Origin of the sequence: Salarchaeum japonicum (assembly GCF_020614395.1) — an archaeon.
GTDB lineage: Archaea > Halobacteriota > Halobacteria > Halobacteriales > Halobacteriaceae > Salarchaeum > Salarchaeum japonicum.
The window spans coordinates 1783642-1801804 of the sequence record NZ_CP085324.1 but is presented as its reverse complement, the minus strand read 5'-3'; the positions used below and the strand labels follow the sequence as shown (position 1 = coordinate 1801804).

The following is an 18163-nucleotide window of genomic DNA, read 5'->3' as shown; positions in this document are numbered from 1 at the left end:
CGGCGGCGCGAGGATAACGGTTCCGGCCTACGGCGCTTCCTCGGGGACTTCGAGGTACGCGCCGCCGAGGAAGTAGTCCGCGCCGAGGACGGCGAGCGCGATGCCGGCGGCGGCGAGGAGCGTGGTTTGGAGGGTGAGCGTGACCGTTCCGGAGGGGTCGCCGAACGCGCTCGTCACCAGGCCGAGGCCGACCGCGACGTCGCCGAGCCCGACGAGCTGGTACCAGGGGACGCGTTCGCGAATCGGGTTTTCGGTGCCGCCGACGATGAACAGGAGGCCGCCGGCGGCGAGGAAGGCGTACTGGACGCGCGCCAGTCCGGTCTCCGAGAGCAGGCCGAGAACGCCCCCCGCGAGGATGAATCCGCCGAGGAGCGAGAACCATCGAGAAGACACGTGCATACGCGTGAATCGTCGCTCTCCGGGTTAGGTTTTGCGACGAAACCTTTAGGCGGGATTCCAGCCTAGCCGACGACAGTAGTGGAACTCATCATCACCGAGAAGAACAACGCGGCCCGCCGCATCGCCGACATCCTGAGCGACGGCGGCGCGTCGACGGAGCGCGACGCCGGCGTGAACGTCTACGAGTGGGGCGGAAAGCGCTGCGTCGGCCTCTCGGGGCACGTCGTCGGCGTGGACTTCCCCGCCGAGTACTCGGACTGGCGGGACGTGGAACCCGCCGAGCTCGTGCACGCTGACGTGACGAAGACCGCGACGAAGGAGGACATCGTGAACGTCCTCCAGCGGCTCGCCGAGCGCGCGGACGACGTGGTCATCGCGACGGACTACGACCGCGAGGGCGAACTCATCGGAAAGGAAGCCTACGAGCTCGTCCGCGAGGTCAACGAGGACGCGCCCATCAAGCGCGTGCGCTTTTCCTCCATCACCGAGAACGAGGTGAAGACGGCGTTCGCCGACCCCGACGACCTCGACTTCGACCTCGCCGCCGCCGGCGAGGCACGCCAGACTATCGACCTTGTCTGGGGCGCGGCGCTCACGCGCTTCCTCTCGCTCTCCGCCCGCCAGACCGGCGGCGACTTCATCTCCGTCGGTCGGGTGCAGACGCCGACGCTGAAGCTCATCGTGGACAAGGAACGCGAAATCGAGGCGTTCGAGCCCGACGACTACTGGGAGCTGTTCGCCGACCTCGCGAAGGATGACGCGGAGTTCGAAGCCCAGTACTTCTACCTCGACGACGAGGGCAACGAGGCCGAGCGCGTCTGGAACGAGGCGGACGCCGAGGCGGCGTTCGACGTGCTCCGGGACGCCGCGGACGCCGTCGTGGAGTCTGTTCGCCGCCGCACGCGGACGGACGACCCGCCCGCGCCGTTCAACACCACCCAGTACATCCGCGCGGCGAGCAGTCTCGGGTACGCCGCGGGGCGCGCGATGAGCATCGCGGAAGACCTCTACACCGCGGGCTACATCACGTACCCTCGGACTGATAACACCGTCTACCCGGACGACCTCGACCCCGCGGAACTGCTGGACACGCTCTCCGCGAACCCCCACTTCGGGGACGACGCGGAGACGCTCCTCGACGCGGACGACCTCACGCCGACGGAGGGCGACGAGGAGACGACCGACCACCCGCCCATCCACCCGACCGCGGATATGCCCGATAGGGGCGACCTCTCGGAGGACGAGTGGGAGGTGTACGAACTCGTCGTGCGGCGCTTCTTCGCGACGCTCGCCGACCCCGCCGAGTGGGCGCACCTGCGCGTCGTCGCCGACTGCGAGGGCCTCCAATTGAAGGCGAACGGCCGCCGTCTCCTCGACGAGGGCTACCACGCCGTCTATCCCTACTTCGGGACGGACGAGAACCACGTGCCCGCCGTCGAGGAGGGCGACGTGTTGGACGTGAGCGACGCCCGCATCGAGGCGAAGCAGACCCAGCCGCCCCGCCGGTACGGGCAGAGCCGGCTCATCGAGACGATGGAGGACATGGGCATCGGGACGAAGGCGACCCGGCACAACACCATCGAGAAGCTCTACGACCGCGGGTACATCGAGGACGACCCGCCGAAACCCACGCGGCTCGCGATGGCGGTCGTCGAGGCCGCCGAGGAGTACGCGGACATGCTCGTCTCCGAGGAGATGACGGCCGAACTCGAAGCCGACATGGCCGCCATCGCGTCCGGCGAGAAGACGTACGACGAGGTCACCCAGGAGTCACGCGACCTCCTCGACCGCATCTTCGACTCGCTCGGCGAGTCCCGCGAGGAGGTCGGCACCCACCTCCAGGAGTCGCTGAAAGCGGACAAGACGCTCGGGCCGTGTCCCGACTGCGGGGAGACGCTCCTGATTCGGAAGAGCCGTCAGGGCTCCTTCTTCGTCGGGTGCGACGGCTACCCGGACTGCGAGTTCACGCTCCCCCTCCCGGACACGGGCGAACCCGTCGTTCTCGATTCGGAGTGCGACGACCACGGCCTGCACGAGGTGAAGATGCTCGCCGGCCGGAACACGTTCGTCCACGGCTGTCCGCTCTGCCGCGCCGAGGAGGCCGACGACGCCGACGAGCCCGTGCTCGGCCCGTGTCCCGAGTGCGGACACGAGCACGACGGCGAACTCCGCATCAAGACGCTCCGGAACGGGAACCGTCTCGTCGGATGTTCGCGGTATCCGGACTGCGAGTACTCGCTCCCACTCCCCCGGCACGGCGACATCGAAATCACGGACGAGTCCTGCGACGAGCACGGCCTCCCGAAGCTCGTCGTGCACGACGAGGGCGACGATCCCTGGGAGCTCGGGTGTCCCATCTGTAACTTCGCGGAGTACCAGGAACGCCAACAGAACCGCGGGCTGGAGGCGCTCGACGGCGTGGGCGCGAAGACCGCGGAGAAACTGGAAGCCGCCGGCGTCTCCTCCGTGGGCGACCTGGCGGACGTGGAGCCGGAGGCGCTCGCGGACGAGGTGGACGGCGTGTCCGCCGACCGCGTGCGCGAGTGGCAGGCGAAGGCCGACTAGCGCTTCTTCACGCTCGCTTCTTCACGCCCGTGCTCCCGCATGCGGGACAGTTGACGCGCCGGCGCTTGAACGTCAGCCCGCACACCTCGCACTCGTATGGCTGGTCGTGTTCGGTCGTGCGTCCGGTCAGTCGTTCGAGTGTGTCACGGAGGGCCATCGAGTAGTTCCACGACGCCCCGAACAAAGAACCTTGTTGCCAACTAGCACGGACTGCTATTGTGGGCTACGTATCGCTCGGAACGCGGTCGCGAGGGGGAGACCGGCGGCGAAAGCCGTGGGTCAGCGCGCTGAGGCGGCGGAAAAGAACGGGCCGAACCGCGGCGGTTCGCGGGGGTCGCTCACGTCCCGGACGCCCGGCTACGAACGCGGTCGCTCGTTACGCCGGGCGTCACGTCCTGTCGAACTGCGTGTTCCCGCACGCGGCGCAGTTCAACGGTTCTCGCTGATAGCGTGCGCCGCAGACGGGACATTCGTGAGTGTTCTGCGAACTGGCTGCGGCGACACGGTCGACGAGACGTTGCGTCACTCCCATTGCATGCTAACACATACCACGAACGAACTTAACTCTTTGGCAGAACACAACCAAACACCTAATATACGTGCTAGTACCGATGCATACCGTCCTAAATACGTCCAAATATGGGTGTTTTCGCTACATAGGTTGGCGTTCTCGAATACGGGGGCTGTGGTCGGGAGAAGCGTTCAAGGACGCGCGCGCCCAAGAACCGATAGATGCGTCTCGACGAGTACATCGACGACCTCTCGCCCGACGAGGAGGCCCGGAAGCGCCAGCTCGCGGGCGAGAAATCCTACGAAATCCTGGACTACGTCGAGGGCGCGAAGGAGCGCTTCGAGTCCGTGAAGTCCGGGGACTCGCTGTACGGCGCGACCGCCCCCTCCGTGTTCGTCGGACGCTCCTCGTACCCGAACGTCTCCGCGGGCATCCTCTCCCCCGTCGGCGACGAGGAGGACGCCGAGAACTTCGCGACGAGCGGGAACTGGTACGACCGCGGCCTCGGCGTCGAGAACGTCCTCCAGTACCGAACCGGATTACTGAACTCCCGTCGGTCGGCGGACGTGAACGTCAACGACGTCTGGGACGGGTTCGTCGGCGTGCAGCGCGAGGTCGCGCTCGCCGACCGGCCCGTGAACGTCGAACTCGGCCTCTCCGACACCCCCCAGTTCGACCCGGACGCGTTCGCCAACCCCGCCGCGAACGCCCCCACCGGCCCGAACGCCACCGCCGAATCCGCCGACCTCGCCGAGAACCCCCACGTCCCCCGCGCCGTCGAGAAAACGCTCGAAGACGACGACTGGCAGGCGCAGGGCGCGATGACCTACCTCTACCGCCGCGGCCTCGACGTGTACGACATCAACCGCGTGCTCTCCGTCGGCGGATTGGGGCAGGGCGAAAACCGCCGGCTCGTCCCCACGCGCTGGTCGATTACGGCCGTGGACGACACCGTCGGCCAGTTCCTCCGCGGCCAGATTCGGGACGAACGCAGCATCGACACCGTCGAAGTCCACGTCAACGAGTACATGGGGAACCGGTACTGGGTCGTGCTCGCGCCCGGCACCTGGGAGTTCGAACTCGTCGAGATGAAATCTCCGGGGAGCATCTGGAACCCCGACCCCCAGGGCGACCTCTGGATGGCGAGCGCGAGTGAGGGATACGAGGGCCGCACGGGCTACGTCGAGGAGACCGCGGGCGCGTACTACGCCGCCCGCCTCGGCGTCCTCGAACACCTCCGAGACAGGGGCCGGCAGGCGAAAGCCCTCGTCCTCCGCGAGGTCAGCGACGACTACTGGGCGCCCGTCGGCGTCTGGCAGGTTCGCGAGAGCGTGCGCAACGCCTTCGACCCCGACGCCGCCTACCTCGACCAGCCCGACGACCACGGCGAGGCCGAGACCTTCCACGACGCCGTCCGCGAAATCACGCCCCACCTCCCCGTCAGCCTGAACGCGCTCCGCCGGAAGTCCACGATGATTTCGGGCATCCAGGCCGACCTCTCCTCGTTCTCGTAGCGCGGTCGCAGAACTCAAGCGACTGCTCGCCGAACGTTCCCGTGATGAGCACCATCGAACCCGAAACGAAGTGGGGGTTGAGTCCGCGCGCTCGCGCGGTCGTCCTCACGTACGCCCTCGCCGTGCTCGCGTTCGGCGTCGGCGTCGTCTTCCTCACCGCCATCGCGGTCGTGTACCTCTCGGCCACCGGCTCCGACCAGATATCCGCCGTCGCGTCGCTCGGCATGAGCCTCATCGCGCTCCAGGGGCTCGCGTTCCCGCTCGTCTCGCTGACCTACCTCCACCGGCGCGGCCTCGGCCTCGACTTCCTGCAGTACGAGCTACCGTCCCTGCGCGAACTCGGGCAGACGCTCCTGACGTTCATCGGCACCATCGCGCTCATCATCGTCGCCGGCCTCGTCATCCAGACGCTCGGCCTCGAAGCCGCGTCGAACACCGCCGGCGAGACCGCGAGCGCGAACCCCGAAATCGTCCCCTTCCTGATTCTCGCGTCCTTCCTCCTCATCGGGCCCGGCGAGGAACTGCTGTTCCGCGGCGTCATCCAGGGCACGCTCCGAAAACACTTCTCCGCGCCCGCCGCCATCCTCCTCGCGAGCGGCGCGTTCGCCCCGCTCCACATCACCGCGCTCATCGGCGACCTCCAGGCCGGCCTCGTCACCATCGCCGTCCTGTTCATCCCGAGTCTCGCGTTCGGGTACGCCTACGAGAAGACCGACAACCTCGTCGTTCCCGCGCTCGCACACGGCCTCTACAACGCAACGCTGTTCGGCATCATGTACCTCGCTGTGAAGTACGCGCCGGAGTCGACGGGCCTCCTCGGTCTCTAGGCGTCTACGGCCTCCAGGTTCGCCATCGCGTCCGCGACGTACTCGCCCGTGTCGGCGACGATGTCCGCCCACTCGTCGTCGTCCGGCGCGAGACCGACGAGTCGCGCGATGCGCATGATGGAGACGTGGTACACTCGCTGGACGCCCGGTTCCTCCTGCCAGACGACGACGTTACACGGGAACAACCCCCCGATTTGCTTCTCGCTCGCGTCGAGCGCGCGGTCGGCCATCGCGGGGTTGCACGCGCCGAGCACGTAGTAGGGGTCGCGGTCGGCCTCGACCTTCTCGTTCAACAGGTCGGACGGCGAGAACTCCGCGGGGAACCCGAACCCGGCGTCGCTGAACGCCTCGCGGACGTGTTCGACGGCCTCCGCGTGTTCCATGTGGAGGGTCGCGGTCTCCTCGCCGATGTCCTCGGGGTCGATGCGCGACGGGTCGATGGGAAGCGACATACCCCGTGGTTCGGGCGGGAGCGGGAAAAACGTCTACTCTTCGGCGGTCGGCACGACGCCCGTCCCGGTGACGCCGCGAACCGCGGTCTCGAAGTCGTTGCGCGAGGAGAAGTACGTCGAATCGACCTCGTCCAGGACGCTCGCGAGTTCGCGCGGGCCGTCCGGCGTCCGAATCGTGGTGTCGCCCTCGCGGCGGACGATTTCGCTCTTCTCGACGCCCCACGTGAGTCGCGCGGACACGCGGGCGAGCGGCGCGCCCTCGACGGGTTCGCCCTCGCCGAGTTCGACGGCGGGTCCCTCGTCTTCCTCGTCGTCAGCCATACGCGTCCCTGCGGCGGACGCGTGGGTAGTTCTTTCGATAGACCCGCTCGGACGCCCGCTCCCGACGCTGGGTCGGGGACGCGGCGCGTGACGGGGTGGCGCAGTGCTTTTGGTGTTCCTCGTCCATACCTCGCGCATGACGAGTCTCGCGGACGCGTACGAGCGGCGAGCGGGTGACGTGAGCCGCCGTCGCGTGTACGCGGGAACGGCCGTGTTCGCGGTCGGCGCGCTCATGGTCGTCTTCGGCGTTATCGCCGGAACCACGCCGCTCCTCCTCGGCGAGAACCCCTCGGCGGCGGACGTGCTCGGCACGCGCGAACTCGCCGGTATCTTCGTCGGCCTCGGCCTGCCGGCGGTGTTCACGGGCATCGTCACCGTCCTGCCGGCGAATCGGTTCCAGCGCGCGGCGGCGGTCGGCGGCGCGGTGCTCGCCGCCGTCGGCGTGTTCCTGTTCGCCTCGACGTACCCCGAGAACTGGTATTCGAGTCCGGGCGTCCCGAGCACGTCGGTCTTCCTGCTCGTGGTCGTCTACTCGGCGGGCGTGATGACGACGCTCTGGTGTCTGTTCACGGCCGTCGCGACGTTCAAGACGCGGAACGACCCCGGCGGCACGGTGACGATGACCATCACGCGGGACGGCGAGACGCGGACGGTCGAGGTGCCCGAAGACCAACTCGACTCCGCGCGCGAAGCGCTCTCCGGCGGCGGGTCGTTCGGCGGCGTCGGCGTGTTCGGCGACATGGAGACGCCGACGGACGACCACCCGACGCAGACCACGGACGCGTCGCCGTCCGGGTCGGCGAGCGACGGCGGCGCGACCGCCGACCTCACGTCGCCGCTCGACGACCCCCAGGACAAGTACTGCGGGAGTTGCGAGCACTTCGATTACGTCCGCACGGACGACGGCCTCAAGCCCTACTGCGGCCTCCACGACGAGGTCATGGACGACATGGAGGCCTGCGCGGAGTGGACGCCGAACAACTAGAGGCGCTCCTCGACGTGCCGCCAGTGACTGCCCTGCCAGTAGTACTGCTCGCAGTCCGCGCACTCCCAGACCGTGTCCACGCCGTCGGGCGCGTGCTCGGGGCGTTCCGCGGTTTCCGCGAGTTCGCCGTTGCACCGTGAGCACCGCGCGCCCTCGGTGAGTTCGAGTTCGAGGCCGGCGTCGCGGAGTTCGTCCAGTTGCTCGTCGGTGTCCACGCTGTCGAGGAGCACGCTCTCCCCGTACGAGTCGGCGAAGTCCACGTCCCGCGTGACGAGCACGCGGTTCTCGCGGCGCGCCGCGTCCGCGATTTCTGGGTCTTCGAGGAGGCCGCGGTCGGGCGCGTACGCGGCGTCGTACCCGCACACCCGGAGGAGTCGCGCGAGGTCGCCGCACATCACGTCCAGCATCAGGCGGGTGTCGTCGGGCGTCATTCCAGGAACTCCAGCACGTCCTCCGTCGTCCACGTGTTCAGCACGTCAGCGGGTTCGGCCCAGCCGCGGCGGGCGGTGTGGACGCCGTACGCCAGTTGGTCGAGTTCGCTCGGGCTGTGCGCGTCCGTGTTCACCACGACGGTCGCGCCCGCGTCGATGGCGGTTTTGACGGCGCTTCCGGGGAGGTCGAGGCGGTGGTAGTTCGCGTTCACCTCCAGCGCGGTGCCGGCGGCCGCGGCGGCCTCCCCGAGGCGCTCAGCGTCATACTCCATGGCGGGCCGGTCGTTGATGAGGCGGCCCGACGGGTGGCCGAGCACGTCCACGTGCTCGTGCGCGACGGCCGCGACGAGGCGGTCGGTCCGGTCGCCGCCGTCGTCCCCGAGTCCGGAGTGCGGGCTCGCGACGACGATGTCCAGTTCCGCGAGCACGTCGTCCGGGACGTCCACGACGTTCCCGTCCGCGTCCACGTTCGCCTCCACGCCGTGCAGGACGGTGAGGTCGTAGTCGTCGCGCACGCCGTCGATTTCGTCCATCTGCTCGCGGAGGTCGCTCCCGGAGAGCCCGGAGTCCCCGAACACGCCCGGGCCCTCGCCGTGGTCGGTTATCGCGTAGTAGTCGTAGCCGCGCTCCTCGGCCGCCGCCAGCATCTCCTCGATGGTGTTCGCGCCGTCCGACCAGTCCGTGTGCGTGTGCAGGTCGCCGCGAACGCCGCTCTCCGTGACGAGGTCGGGGAGGTCGTCGTTCGCCGCCGCCGCGACCTCGCCGCGGTCTTCGCGCAGTTCGGGCGGAATCCACGCGCAGCCGAGCGCGTCGTACACGCCCTCCTCGGTCTCGCTCGCGAGCAGGTCGCCGACGCGCTGGCCGGAATCCGGGTCGTCGATGTCGGAGATGTCGAACACGCCGTACTCGTTCACCTTCTTCCCCTGGCCGATGGCGTGGTTGCGGAGCGTGATGTTGTGGTCTTTCGACCCCGTGAAGTACTGGAGCGCCGCGCCGAACTCGCTCGGCGTCACCACTCGGAGGTCGACGCGCAGGCCGTCGCTTCGCACGCTGGTCTTCGTCGGCCCGACCTCGATGGTCTCGTCCGCGCGCGCCCACTCGGTGAGCGCTTCCCCCACGTCCTCGCCGGCGTCGCTCGCCGCGAGCACGTCGATGTCCCCGATGGTCTCGCGCCACCGCCGCGTCGACCCCGCGGCCTCCGCGCGCTCCACGTCCGAGAGGCCTTCGAGGAACGCGACGATGTCGTCCGCGACGGGTCTGCCGTCCCCGAGGAGGTCGCGTTCGCCCGCCTGCCGCGCGAACGCGATGTGGTCGCGGATGTTCTCCTCCGTCTTCGCGCCGAACCCCTCGACCTCCCGAATCTCGCCGTTCTCCGCCGCCTCCTGGAGGTCGTCCAAGTCCTGGACGCCGAGCGCGTCGTAGAGCTTCCCGACGGTCTTCGGGCCGACGCCCTCGACGCGCGTGAGCGCCGCCATGTCCACGGGCAGTTTCTCGCGTTCGTCTTCGAGTTCCGCGATGCTCCCGGTCTCGACGTACTCCACGATTTTCGACGCGATGGCCTCCCCGACGCCGTCTATCTCCTCGACGGCGTCCTGGCCGTCCGCGACGAGGTCTTCGATGGCGTCCGGGTGGTCGCGGACGTTCGAGGCGGCGCGCCGGTACGTCGTCGGCTTGTACCCCACGTCCTGGGCCTCCAGGAGGTCGGCGTACTCCTCCAGTCGCTCGGCGACCTCGGCGTTCCGACTCATCGACGAATCCCCCGGTCGTCGTCCCAGCCCAGCGCCTCCGAGAGGAAGGAGTACCAGCGCTTCGTGTCCATGCGCTCCTGCACCTCCATCTCCTGTTCGACGCTCTTCGACCCGAGCGACTCCAGCGCGTTCAACGCCCTGTCCAGTCCCACGATGGCGTTCACCAACGCCTCGCCCTCCGCCACGGAGATGTCGCCCTCCTCCAGGCGTTCCAGGCGTTCGAGGCGCTCCCGGCGCAGGAGCTTCTTCGCCTCCTGCACGCGCTCGCGCTCGCCCGTCTCCGCCTCCTTCACCTCGAACACGAACGACCGCAACGCGAACGGCTCGCCCTGCACCTCGATTTCCTCGGGAATGGACGCCCCGACTGTCGCCCCCTCACGCTCCACGCGTTCGAGGAGTTGCTTGCGCTCGTACGGCTTCATACCCCCGCGTACGAACGCGCTCCGGAAAGCGCTTCGGCCCGCGAGAGCCGAGACCGCCGCGGGCGTTCGGGTCTCGTCGCCGCGGTTCGACCGCTCGTATTCGCAGACAGCTCGTGCTAGCCGCGGAACGCTTAACGGCCCGCCGCTCGAATCCCGGGTAATGGCTCGGTGTGACCGGTGCGGAGCGGAAGAGGGGATGCCCTACCAGTGTCGGCTGTGTGGGGGGACGTTCTGTTCTGAGCACCGGCTTCCGGAGAACCACGACTGCGCTGGGTTGGAGAGTTGGAACGACCCGAACGGCGTGTTCGATTCGGGGTTCGACGACAGCGTGAGCGGGTCGTCGGCGTCGTCGTCCGTCCTCGGTCTGGATACGGGGCCGGGCGGCGTGCTCGCGTACTTCCGGGGGAACGCGACGTACATCCTGCTCGGCGTGATGTGGCTGATGTTCCTCGTGCAGTACGTGGTCGCGCCGTACGTGTTCGGTATCGAGCAGGGGACGCAGGCGTGGCTGGACTTGTTCACGCTGAACACGAGTCATCCGTTGTACGTCTGGACGTGGGTGACGTCGGTGTTCGCGCACGGCGGCTTGACCCACATCGTGTTCAACAGCATCGTGCTGTACTTCTTCGGGCCGGTGGTGGAACGCCGCATCGGCTCGCGGAAGCTCGTCGCGCTGTTCCTCGCGGCGGGCGCGCTCGCGGGGTTCGCGCAGGTCGGCTCGACGCTCCTCCAGCACCCCGAGGTGTACGGCCGGGAGATGCTGTTCGTGCAGGACGGCACGACCTATCGGCTGACGAACGCCACTGCCGTGCTCGGCGCGAGCGGCGCTATCGCGGCCTTGATGGGCGTGCTCACGGTGCTGAATCCGAACCTGCGCATCCTGCTGTACTTCGTGATTCCGATGCCGCTCTGGGTCGCGACCCTGCTGTTCGCTGGATACTCGGTGTTGATGAGTAGCGTGGGCGGTATCGGCGCGGGCGGCGTCGCGCAGCTCGCGCACCTCGCCGGGCTCGCGCTCGGACTGCTGTACGGCGTGAAGCTCAAGCGGGAGGGCGAGCGCGCGCCGCAGGAACTCCGGTTCGGCGGCGGGGGCGGCGGCATGGGCGGCATGGGCGGCCGGCGGCGGCGATAACATGGAGGTCGCGCGTCCGGAGTACGTCCCCGACCCGTCGTTCTCGCGCGAGGAGATGGAGGCCCTGCAGGACGATATCGCGGCGGACGCGGCGTTCGCGGACGACCACGGCATCGACCCCGACGCGCTCCGACTCACCGACACCGTCGAGGACGAGGGCGACTACGACCCGGACGGCGGGCCGGTCGTCGTGGGCGTAGACCAGGCGTTCACCGACGACGAGTCCGTGAGCGCCGTCGTCGCCATCCAGGACGGCCGCGTGGTGGCGCGCGAGACGGGGCGCGCGCCCCTCGAAATCCCCTACGTTCCGGGGTTGCTCGCGTTCCGCGAGGGCCGCTCCATCGTGACCGCGCTCGACTCGCTCTCCGTGCCCGCGGATTTGCTCGTGCTGGACGGGAGCGGCCGCATCCACTTCCGGCAGGCCGGCATCGCGACGCACGTCGGCGTCGTCTTCGACGCGCCCGCGCTCGGCGTCGCGAAGAACCTCCTCTGCGGCACCCCTCGTCGCTCCCTCGACGACTACTACCGGGAAGGCACGCGCATCCCCATCGAGGCGACCGACCGCGTGAGCGCGCCCATCGGAACCGTCATCGGGCACGCCTTCCAGTCCCGCCAGTACCCGAACCCCGAAAAGCGGCACGTCAACCCCCTCATCGTCAGTCCCGGCCATCGCGTGAGCGCGGAGACGACCGTGGACTTCGTGGAGGCGCTCTGCGCGGGCTACAAGCTCCCGGAGCCGACGCGGCTCGCGGACGCGGCTGCCGACCGGGTGAAATGACTTAACTCGGAGCCGTCCCAGGAGTCGGGTATGACGAAGGTCGTTCTCATCACGGGCGCGTCCTCGGGCATCGGCCGCGCGACCGCCGAGTTGTTCCTCGACGAGGAGTGGACGGTGTACGCGACGGCGCGCGACACCGACGACGTGGCCGACCTCGCGGAACATGACGGCTGTCACGCCCAGGAGTTGGACGTGACGAAGCCCGCGCAGTGCAAGACCGTCGTGGACGACGTGGTCGAAACCGAGGGCCGCCTCGACTGCCTCGTGAACAACGCGGGGTTCGGACAGATAGGAGCGCTCGAAGACCTCCCGACGCGCAAGCTCCACCGGCAGTTCGACGTGAACGTCTACGGCCCCCACCGGCTGATTCGGGCGGCGCTCCCGCACATGCGCGAGCGCGAGGACGGCACCGTCGTGAACGTCTCCTCCGTCTCCGGCCGCGTCAGCACGCCCGGGATGGGCGCGTACTCCGGCTCGAAGTTCGCGCTCGAAGCGATGAGCGACGCGCTCCGCGGGGAGGTCGAGGCGTTCGACATCGACGTCTGCGTCGTGGAACCCGGGCCCGTGGACACCGGGTTCGGCGAGCGCGCGACCGCGGAACTCGACGACATCGACGCGACGGGCGTCTACGACCACGTGTACTCGCTCTACGAGGACTACGTGCTGGTGAGCGGCGCGGGCGCGAGCGACCCGAGCGAGGTCGCGGACTGCATCGTGGACGCCGCCGTCAGCCCCGACCCGCCCGCGCGCTACCCCGTCGGGCGCGCCGGCCGCCTCGGCGTCCTCGCGCGCTTCGTCCCCGACCGCGTCCGCGACAAACTGTTCGGACTCGCCGCCAAGTTCGCCTAGAGGCAGGACGCGACGACCCGCAGCATCCGCTCTCCCCGCACTTCCTCCGCGAACAGCGGCACGCGCTTCACGTCCGTCCCCCGGAAGAGGTCTTGGGCCTCCGCGAGCGCGTCCTGCTGGACGCTCCACCGGCGCTGACAGAACTCACACGAGTCGAGGTCGGGCGTGACGAACGCGTCCTCGGGCGCGTCCGTCACCTCCGCGAGCGGCTCCATCACGCGGTTCACCACCACGGTTCCGACCGGAATCTCCTGGGATTCGAGCTGACTGCGGAGGCGTTTCGACTCGAACACGCTCATCTCCTCGGGCACCATCACGATACGGAAGTCCGTGCGCGCCGGGTCGCGGAGCACCCGCCGGAGGCGCTCGACGCGCGCCGCGAGTTCGTCCAGGTTCGCGCCCACGTCCTCCGCGTCGCCGCCCATCATGCCCTTCAGGTTCTCCATCATCCCCGAGAACTGCTGGCGGAGCTTCATCACGCGCCCCATCATCGAGTCGAGCACGTCCGGGAGTTCGAGCAGGCGGAGCGTGTGCCCGGTCGGCGCGGTGTCCACGACCACGCGCTCGAACCGGTCGTCGTCCATGTACCGGAGGAGCAACTGCATCGCCGCCGCCTCGTCCGCGCCCGGCATCATCCCCTCCAGTCCGTCGTCCCCGTCGCCGCCGGGGAGCATCGCGTCCATCCCGCCGAGCGGGTTCTCGCCCCCGCCGCCGAACACGCCCGCGCGCTCCAATGCGTCCTCGGGGTCGATCTCCACCGCGTACAGCGGCACGTCGTCCCGAATCCGCTGGGGGCGCGTCGGAATCTCCGTCTCGTAGGTGTCGCTGAGGCTGTGCGCGGGATCCGTGGACACCACGAGCGTGTCCGTGCCGTCGCTCGCGGACGCGAGCCCGGTCGCGGCGGCCATCGTCGTCTTCCCGACGCCGCCCTTCCCGCCGTACAGCACGTACTCGGCCGTCCCGGCGTCGACGGTGAGGTCGGCCGAATCCACCGCCTCGACTTCGATTTCGCTCATACCCGGGGCGTCGCGCCACGCTCCGGTCAATCCGTCGGTTCCCCGCGACCCAGCGTTGAAGTCGCTCCCGGCGAATGCCGTCCGTATGCCCTCCGAGACAGACCGGGAACTGACGATGACGCAGCGGATGGTGCTCGGCACGCAACTCAGCGTGCTCGGTCTCGCCGCACTCCACGTCGGCCTCGACTGGGTCGCGCTCGCCCTCATCGCGCTCGGCGTCGTCGCGACGGTCGGGTCGTTCATGACGCGAACCGCACACACCCCGTGACCGAGGCGAGAACTTTCTTCTTCCGGCGGGCCGCAGACCCGGGACGAATGACTGGTGACGACGAGACGGACCCCGCGGACCGGCGGTCGTCGCACGGCGCGCCGGCGGTCGGGTCGACAATCCGCGACCGGTTCGAGACGCACGAGGTCTTCCAGCGAATCATCGTCGCCGCGGACGAGGAGGCGACGACGAGCGACCGCGAACTGTTCTTCAGCGGGCTGGCGGCCGGGTTCGCCATCACCGTGACGTTCCTGCTCTACGCGTCGCTCACCGCGTCCACCGGCGGCGACCCCGTGCTGAGCGCGCTGCTCTACCCGCTCGGGTTCGTCTACATCGTGCTCGGCGGCTACCAGCTCTACACGGAGAACACGCTCCCGCCGGTCGTGCTCGTCCTGGAGCGGCTGGCGAGCGTTCCCAGACTCCTCCGCATCTGGGGTATCGTCCTCCTCGGAAACTTCGCCGGGGGAACTATCGGGGGCGTCGTGCTCGCGACCACGGGCGTCCTCTCACCGGACGCCGCGGTCGCCGCGACGGATATCGCCCGGAAGGGTATCGAGACCTCGTTCGGCGCGCTGTTCTTCAAGGCGTGCTTCGCCGGGCTCATCGTCGCCGGCGTCGTCTGGCTCGACTACGCCGCCCGCGAGACCATCTCCCGGTTCGTCGTCGTGTACGTCGCCTTTCTCGCCATTCCGTTCGGAAACCTCTTCCACGTCGTCGTTTCCTTCACCGAAGTCGTCTACCTCGTCACCGCCGGACAGGCCGCGCTCTTCGACTCGCTCGTCGGATTCGTCCTCCCCGTTCTCCTCGGGAACACGGTCGGCGGCGTCCTCCTCGTCACCGTGGTGAACTACTTCCAGACGACCGCCGAACGCCGCGAACTCGCTCGCGGCCGCACCGCGGATCGACAGCTCTCGACGCGCGACTGGCTGTTCGGCCGGAGCGACGATTCGTACATCTCGGGCGACGACGACTGACTCCGAGGTGTGCGCACGTTTTGCGAGAACCCGAACGCGGTACTCCCCGGGCCGCGAATCCCGGGGTATGACGCACGTGCTCGGTATCGTCGGGAGCGTCTCGGAGGAGTCGAAGACGAAGGCGGCGGTCGAACGCGCGCTCGGCGGCGCGCCCGCGGACGCGGAGACGAGTCTGCTCCACCTCGCGGAGTACGACCTCGACACGGCGGACGGCCGCGGCCTCGAAAACTACACGGGAGACACGGCGGACGCCCTCCAGCGGGTCGTGGACGCGGACGCGTACGTCGTCGGCACGCCCGTCTACCGCGGGTCGTGTTCGGGTCTCCTGAAGAACTTCCTCGACATGGTGCCGCGCGGCATCTGGGCGGCGGACGTGGCTCCCTTCGAGGACGCTGCGGTCGGGCTGGTGGCGACGGGCGCGACCGACCACCACTACCTCGCCATCGACCAGGAACTCCGGCCGCTGTTCGGGTTCTTCGGCGCGCACACGGTCGGCGGCGCGGTGTACGCGAGCGACGACGACTTCGACGACTACGACCTCGCGGACGACGACATCGGAGCCCGCCTGGAGACGCTCGGCGCGGCGACCGTCGAACTCGACGCGGCCATCGGTGCGTCGGACGCGCTCGCCGCGCTCGGCCCCCAGTTCTAGCGCAAGCCTTTCCGGTACCGGGAAGCCGCGCCAAGCCTTAGCGAGGCCCCAGACGGCTTCTTATCGGGGTCTGTGTACTCGGGTATGGTAGACGTAGACTTCGCGTACTGGGTGCCGAACGTCAGCGGCGGCCTCGTCATCACCGACTGGCCCGCGGACACCGACTGGCAGTACGACTACAACGAAGACCTCGCACAGACGGCAGAAGACGTGGGGTTCCGGTACGCGCTCGCGCAAGCCCGGTTCTTCGGGAGCTACAACGCGGACAAGCAACTGGAAGCCCTCAGCATCTCGAACGCGCTCGTCGCGAACACGGAGGAACTCGAACTCATCGCGGCCGTCCACCCCGGACTCTGGCATCCCGGCCCCGTCGCGAACTTCATGGCGACCGGCGACCACATCAGCAACGGCCGGTTCCACCTGAACGTCGTCTCGGGCTGGTTCAAGCGCGAGTTCACGGGATTCGGCGAGCCGTGGCTCGAACACGACGAGCGCTACGAGCGCAGCGAGGAGTTCATCGAGGTGCTGAAAGGTCTCTGGACGGAAGACGAGTTCAGTTACGACGGCCGGTTCTACCAGCTGAACGACGCGCCCCTTCAGCCGAAGCCGACCGCCGACCCACATCCGACGATTTTCCAGGGCGGGAACTCTCAGCGCGCGCGGAAGATGGCGGCGCGGAACGCGGACGTGCTGTTCATGAACGGCGGGAGTCCGGACGAACTCGCGGAGATTATGGCCGACGTTCGCGAGTACGCCGCGGAGTTCGACACGGAGCCGCCGAAGTTCGCGGCGAACGCGTTCGTCATCCAGCGGGACAGCGAGCAGGAAGCCAAGGCGGAGTTGGAGAACATCATCGAGAACGCGACTGACGAGGCCGTCGAGGCGTTCAAGGAGCAGGTGAAGCAGGCCGGGCAGTCCACGGAGGAGGGCGACGGCATGTGGGCGGACTCCGAGTTCGAAGACCTCGTCCAGTACAACGACGGCTTCAAGACCGGTCTCATCGGCACGGAGGAGCAGATCGTGGAGCGCATCCGCGAACTGGACGCCATCGGCATCGACATCGTGCTCACCGGCTTCCTGAACTACGACTGGGAACTCGAACAGTTCGGAGAGACCGTCATTCCCGCGGTCGAAGAGGCGGAACCGCTCGACGACGCCGACCCCGTGCTGGCCGACGACTAACCGAAGTAGTCCGCGAGGCGTTCGGCGGCCGTCTCCACGCGGGGCGTGACGAGCGCGAACCGGAACCACTCGCTCCGCGACTCCCCGAACGCCGACCCCGGCATCCCCGCGACCCCGGCCTCGTCGATGAGTTCTCTCGTGTGTTCGAGCGTCCCGGGGTAGTCGGGGAACTTCGCGAGCACGTAGAACGCGCCGTCCGGTTCGGTGTACTCCGCGCCCGCGGCGTCCAAGGCGGTGGTGAACGTCTGGACGCGCTCGCGGAGGCGGTCTCTGTTCTCGGCGTGGTAGTCCGGACTCGTCTCCCGGAGCGCGTGCAGGACGGCGTACTGGCCGGGCCGGGTCGTAGAGACGTTCGTCAGCATGTTTCGCGCCCGAACTGCGGGCACGTGCTCGCGCGGGAGAATCGTGTATCCGACCCGGAATCCGGTGATGGCGTGGGTCTTCGAGTAGGAGTTCGTGACGATGACGTGCTCCGAGTCGAACGACAGGGCGCTCGTGAACGCGCCGTCGAGCACGAAGTGGTCGTACACCTCGTCGCTCACGAGGATGGCGTCGCACTCCTCCGCGACGGCGACGAGCTCCCGCATCGTCTCCTCGCCGTACACCGCGCCCGTGGGGTTGTTCGGCGTGTTCACGACGATGGCCGCGGTGTCGTCGCTCGCGGTCGCGCGCACGTCCGCCGGGTCGAGCGTGCCGTCGTCGGCCACGGGCACGAACGACTGCTCGCCGCCGAGCATCGTCGTCTTCCCCGGATAGTAGGGGTAGACGGGGTCGGTGAGGACGACCTCGCTCCCGCTCCCGCGTTCGAGCGCGCGCCCCATCGCGAGGTAGTTCGCCGCGCCGCCGCCGTTCGCGACGATGACGCGCTCCGCATCGACGCCCCTGCGCGCCGCGATTTCCTCTCGGAGCTCGCGGAGACCGGCGCTCGGCGCGTACTGGAAGTCGTCGCCGCCGAGGTCGGCGTACTCGTGTAAGCCCTCGCTGATGCCGTCCGGCGACCCCCAGTCGGGGTTCCCGGACACCATGTCCACCACGTCCCGGTCGGCCTCCTGGGCGTACGACATCACCTCGAAGAACAGCGGCTCCTCGTACTCCATACCCCGACTGGGGACTCGACCCCCCTCGCTCTTTCGGCGC

Annotated in this window: 19 protein-coding genes and 1 pseudogene; 11 read left to right on the top strand and 9 right to left on the bottom strand. The window is 68.7% G+C overall.

What is annotated here, in order from left to right; translation table 11 throughout:
• Positions 1-27: 27 nt before the first annotated feature.
• The gene (locus tag LI334_RS10095; protein ID WP_227260699.1) at positions 28-399 is read right to left on the bottom strand and encodes a hypothetical protein; all 372 of its coding nucleotides are present in this window, start codon (positions 397-399) and stop codon (positions 28-30) included.
• Between the two features lie 78 nt (positions 400-477).
• Between LI334_RS10095 and LI334_RS10090 the strand changes: the two genes are divergently transcribed.
• Positions 478-2964: a DNA topoisomerase I gene (locus LI334_RS10090; RefSeq protein ID WP_227260698.1), complete on the top strand. Its 2487-nt coding sequence runs from the start codon at positions 478-480 to the stop codon at positions 2962-2964.
• Between the two features lie 7 nt (positions 2965-2971).
• Here the strand turns inward: LI334_RS10090 and LI334_RS10085 are convergent, their stop codons facing one another.
• Positions 2972-3121, bottom strand: coding sequence for a hypothetical protein (locus LI334_RS10085; RefSeq protein WP_227260697.1), 150 nt, complete (start codon positions 3119-3121; stop codon positions 2972-2974).
• 575 nt (positions 3122-3696) lie between these two features.
• Between LI334_RS10085 and nreA the strand changes: the two genes are divergently transcribed.
• On the top strand, positions 3697-4989 hold the full coding sequence (nreA, locus tag LI334_RS10080; RefSeq protein WP_227260696.1) for a DNA repair protein NreA: 1293 nt from the start codon (positions 3697-3699) through the stop codon (positions 4987-4989).
• Positions 4990-5033: 44 nt separating this feature from the next.
• Complete coding sequence (locus LI334_RS10075) at positions 5034-5816, top strand: CPBP family intramembrane glutamic endopeptidase (protein WP_227260695.1); 783 nt, start codon at positions 5034-5036, stop codon at positions 5814-5816.
• On the opposite strand, the gene LI334_RS10070 is transcribed toward LI334_RS10075, so the two are convergent.
• A complete protein-coding gene (locus LI334_RS10070) occupies positions 5813-6268 on the bottom strand; it encodes a DUF302 domain-containing protein (RefSeq protein WP_227260694.1) in 456 nt (151 codons plus the stop codon). The genes LI334_RS10075 and LI334_RS10070 overlap by 4 nt on opposite strands.
• A gap of 33 nt (positions 6269-6301) precedes the next feature.
• On the bottom strand, positions 6302-6589 hold the full coding sequence (locus LI334_RS10065; RefSeq protein ID WP_227260693.1) for a DUF5789 family protein: 288 nt from the start codon (positions 6587-6589) through the stop codon (positions 6302-6304).
• A 136-nt stretch (positions 6590-6725) separates the two neighbouring features.
• Between LI334_RS10065 and LI334_RS10060 the strand changes: the two genes are divergently transcribed.
• On the top strand, positions 6726-7574 hold the full coding sequence (locus tag LI334_RS10060) for a DUF7139 domain-containing protein (protein ID WP_227260692.1): 849 nt from the start codon (positions 6726-6728) through the stop codon (positions 7572-7574).
• Here the strand turns inward: LI334_RS10060 and LI334_RS10055 are convergent.
• Genes LI334_RS10055 through LI334_RS10045 form a run of 3 tightly spaced genes read right to left on the bottom strand, consistent with a single transcriptional unit; the run spans position 7571 to position 10175 of the window.
• On the bottom strand, positions 7571-8005 hold the full coding sequence (locus tag LI334_RS10055) for a DUF5615 family PIN-like protein (protein ID WP_227260691.1): 435 nt from the start codon (positions 8003-8005) through the stop codon (positions 7571-7573). The two genes, LI334_RS10060 and LI334_RS10055, sit on opposite strands and share 4 nt — an antisense overlap.
• Entirely contained in the window at positions 8002-9753 is a 1752-nt protein-coding gene (gene polX / locus LI334_RS10050; RefSeq protein ID WP_227260690.1) for a DNA polymerase/3'-5' exonuclease PolX, read from the bottom strand. The genes LI334_RS10055 and polX overlap by 4 nt, the downstream gene beginning before the upstream one ends.
• Positions 9750-10175 (bottom strand): DUF5788 family protein, encoded by a 426-nt coding sequence (locus LI334_RS10045; RefSeq protein ID WP_227260688.1) that lies wholly within the window; start codon positions 10173-10175, stop codon positions 9750-9752. Before LI334_RS10045 ends, polX begins: the two co-directional genes overlap by 4 nt.
• 160 nt (positions 10176-10335) lie before the next feature.
• Between LI334_RS10045 and LI334_RS10040 the strand changes: the two genes are divergently transcribed.
• Genes LI334_RS10040 through LI334_RS10030 form a run of 3 tightly spaced genes read left to right on the top strand, consistent with a single transcriptional unit; the run spans position 10336 to position 12934 of the window.
• Positions 10336-11307, top strand: a complete 972-nt coding sequence (locus LI334_RS10040; protein ID WP_227260686.1) for a rhomboid family intramembrane serine protease — start codon at positions 10336-10338, stop codon at positions 11305-11307.
• Between the two features lies 1 nt (position 11308).
• Positions 11309-12085 (top strand): endonuclease V, encoded by a 777-nt coding sequence (locus tag LI334_RS10035; RefSeq protein ID WP_227260684.1) that lies wholly within the window; start codon positions 11309-11311, stop codon positions 12083-12085.
• Positions 12086-12115: 30 nt separating this feature from the next.
• Complete coding sequence (locus LI334_RS10030; protein WP_227260682.1) at positions 12116-12934, top strand: SDR family oxidoreductase; 819 nt, start codon at positions 12116-12118, stop codon at positions 12932-12934.
• Here LI334_RS10030 and LI334_RS10025 read toward each other — a convergent pair.
• Complete coding sequence (locus LI334_RS10025; protein WP_227260680.1) at positions 12931-13950, bottom strand: ArsA family ATPase; 1020 nt, start codon at positions 13948-13950, stop codon at positions 12931-12933. The two genes, LI334_RS10030 and LI334_RS10025, sit on opposite strands and share 4 nt — an antisense overlap.
• Before the next feature lie 85 nt (positions 13951-14035).
• Between LI334_RS10025 and LI334_RS10020 the strand changes: the two genes are divergently transcribed.
• The 4 genes and pseudogenes from LI334_RS10020 to sfnG all read left to right on the top strand — a co-directional run bounded on the left by LI334_RS10020 (position 14036) and on the right by sfnG (position 17026).
• Positions 14036-14218 (top strand): hypothetical protein, encoded by a 183-nt coding sequence (locus LI334_RS10020; RefSeq protein WP_227260678.1) that lies wholly within the window; start codon positions 14036-14038, stop codon positions 14216-14218.
• A 47-nt stretch (positions 14219-14265) separates the two neighbouring features.
• A pseudogene (locus LI334_RS10015) lies at positions 14266-15153 on the top strand (formate/nitrite transporter family protein); the annotation flags it as partial.
• A gap of 106 nt (positions 15154-15259) precedes the next feature.
• Complete coding sequence (locus tag LI334_RS10010) at positions 15260-15844, top strand: NADPH-dependent FMN reductase (RefSeq protein ID WP_227260674.1); 585 nt, start codon at positions 15260-15262, stop codon at positions 15842-15844.
• Positions 15845-15928: 84 nt separating this feature from the next.
• Positions 15929-17026 carry a dimethylsulfone monooxygenase SfnG gene (sfnG, locus tag LI334_RS10005; RefSeq protein WP_227260672.1) on the top strand — a complete coding sequence of 366 codons (1098 nt, stop codon included), beginning with the start codon at positions 15929-15931 and terminating at the stop codon, positions 17024-17026.
• Here sfnG and LI334_RS10000 read toward each other — a convergent pair.
• Entirely contained in the window at positions 17023-18123 is a 1101-nt protein-coding gene (locus tag LI334_RS10000) for a pyridoxal phosphate-dependent aminotransferase (protein ID WP_227260670.1), read from the bottom strand. The genes sfnG and LI334_RS10000 overlap by 4 nt on opposite strands.
• Between the last annotated feature and the right edge of the window lie 40 nt (positions 18124-18163).

Coding starts and splice junctions, on each gene's coding strand:
- LI334_RS10095 (WP_227260699.1), bottom strand. CDS start 399: ATGCACGTGTCTTCTCGATGGTTCTCGCTCCTCGGCGGATTCATCCTC.
- LI334_RS10085 (WP_227260697.1), bottom strand. CDS start 3,121: ATGGCCCTCCGTGACACACTCGAACGACTGACCGGACGCACGACCGAA.
- nreA (WP_227260696.1), top strand. CDS start 3,697: ATGCGTCTCGACGAGTACATCGACGACCTCTCGCCCGACGAGGAGGCC.
- LI334_RS10075 (WP_227260695.1), top strand. CDS start 5,034: ATGAGCACCATCGAACCCGAAACGAAGTGGGGGTTGAGTCCGCGCGCT.
- LI334_RS10070 (WP_227260694.1), bottom strand. CDS start 6,268: ATGTCGCTTCCCATCGACCCGTCGCGCATCGACCCCGAGGACATCGGC.
- LI334_RS10065 (WP_227260693.1), bottom strand. CDS start 6,589: ATGGCTGACGACGAGGAAGACGAGGGACCCGCCGTCGAACTCGGCGAG.
- LI334_RS10060 (WP_227260692.1), top strand. CDS start 6,726: ATGACGAGTCTCGCGGACGCGTACGAGCGGCGAGCGGGTGACGTGAGC.
- LI334_RS10055 (WP_227260691.1), bottom strand. CDS start 8,005: ATGACGCCCGACGACACCCGCCTGATGCTGGACGTGATGTGCGGCGAC.
- polX (WP_227260690.1), bottom strand. CDS start 9,753: ATGAGTCGGAACGCCGAGGTCGCCGAGCGACTGGAGGAGTACGCCGAC.
- LI334_RS10045 (WP_227260688.1), bottom strand. CDS start 10,175: ATGAAGCCGTACGAGCGCAAGCAACTCCTCGAACGCGTGGAGCGTGAG.
- LI334_RS10040 (WP_227260686.1), top strand. CDS start 10,336: ATGGCTCGGTGTGACCGGTGCGGAGCGGAAGAGGGGATGCCCTACCAG.
- LI334_RS10035 (WP_227260684.1), top strand. CDS start 11,309: ATGGAGGTCGCGCGTCCGGAGTACGTCCCCGACCCGTCGTTCTCGCGC.
- LI334_RS10030 (WP_227260682.1), top strand. CDS start 12,116: ATGACGAAGGTCGTTCTCATCACGGGCGCGTCCTCGGGCATCGGCCGC.
- LI334_RS10025 (WP_227260680.1), bottom strand. CDS start 13,950: ATGAGCGAAATCGAAGTCGAGGCGGTGGATTCGGCCGACCTCACCGTC.
- LI334_RS10020 (WP_227260678.1), top strand. CDS start 14,036: ATGCCCTCCGAGACAGACCGGGAACTGACGATGACGCAGCGGATGGTG.
- LI334_RS10010 (WP_227260674.1), top strand. CDS start 15,260: ATGACGCACGTGCTCGGTATCGTCGGGAGCGTCTCGGAGGAGTCGAAG.
- sfnG (WP_227260672.1), top strand. CDS start 15,929: ATGGTAGACGTAGACTTCGCGTACTGGGTGCCGAACGTCAGCGGCGGC.
- LI334_RS10000 (WP_227260670.1), bottom strand. CDS start 18,123: ATGGAGTACGAGGAGCCGCTGTTCTTCGAGGTGATGTCGTACGCCCAG.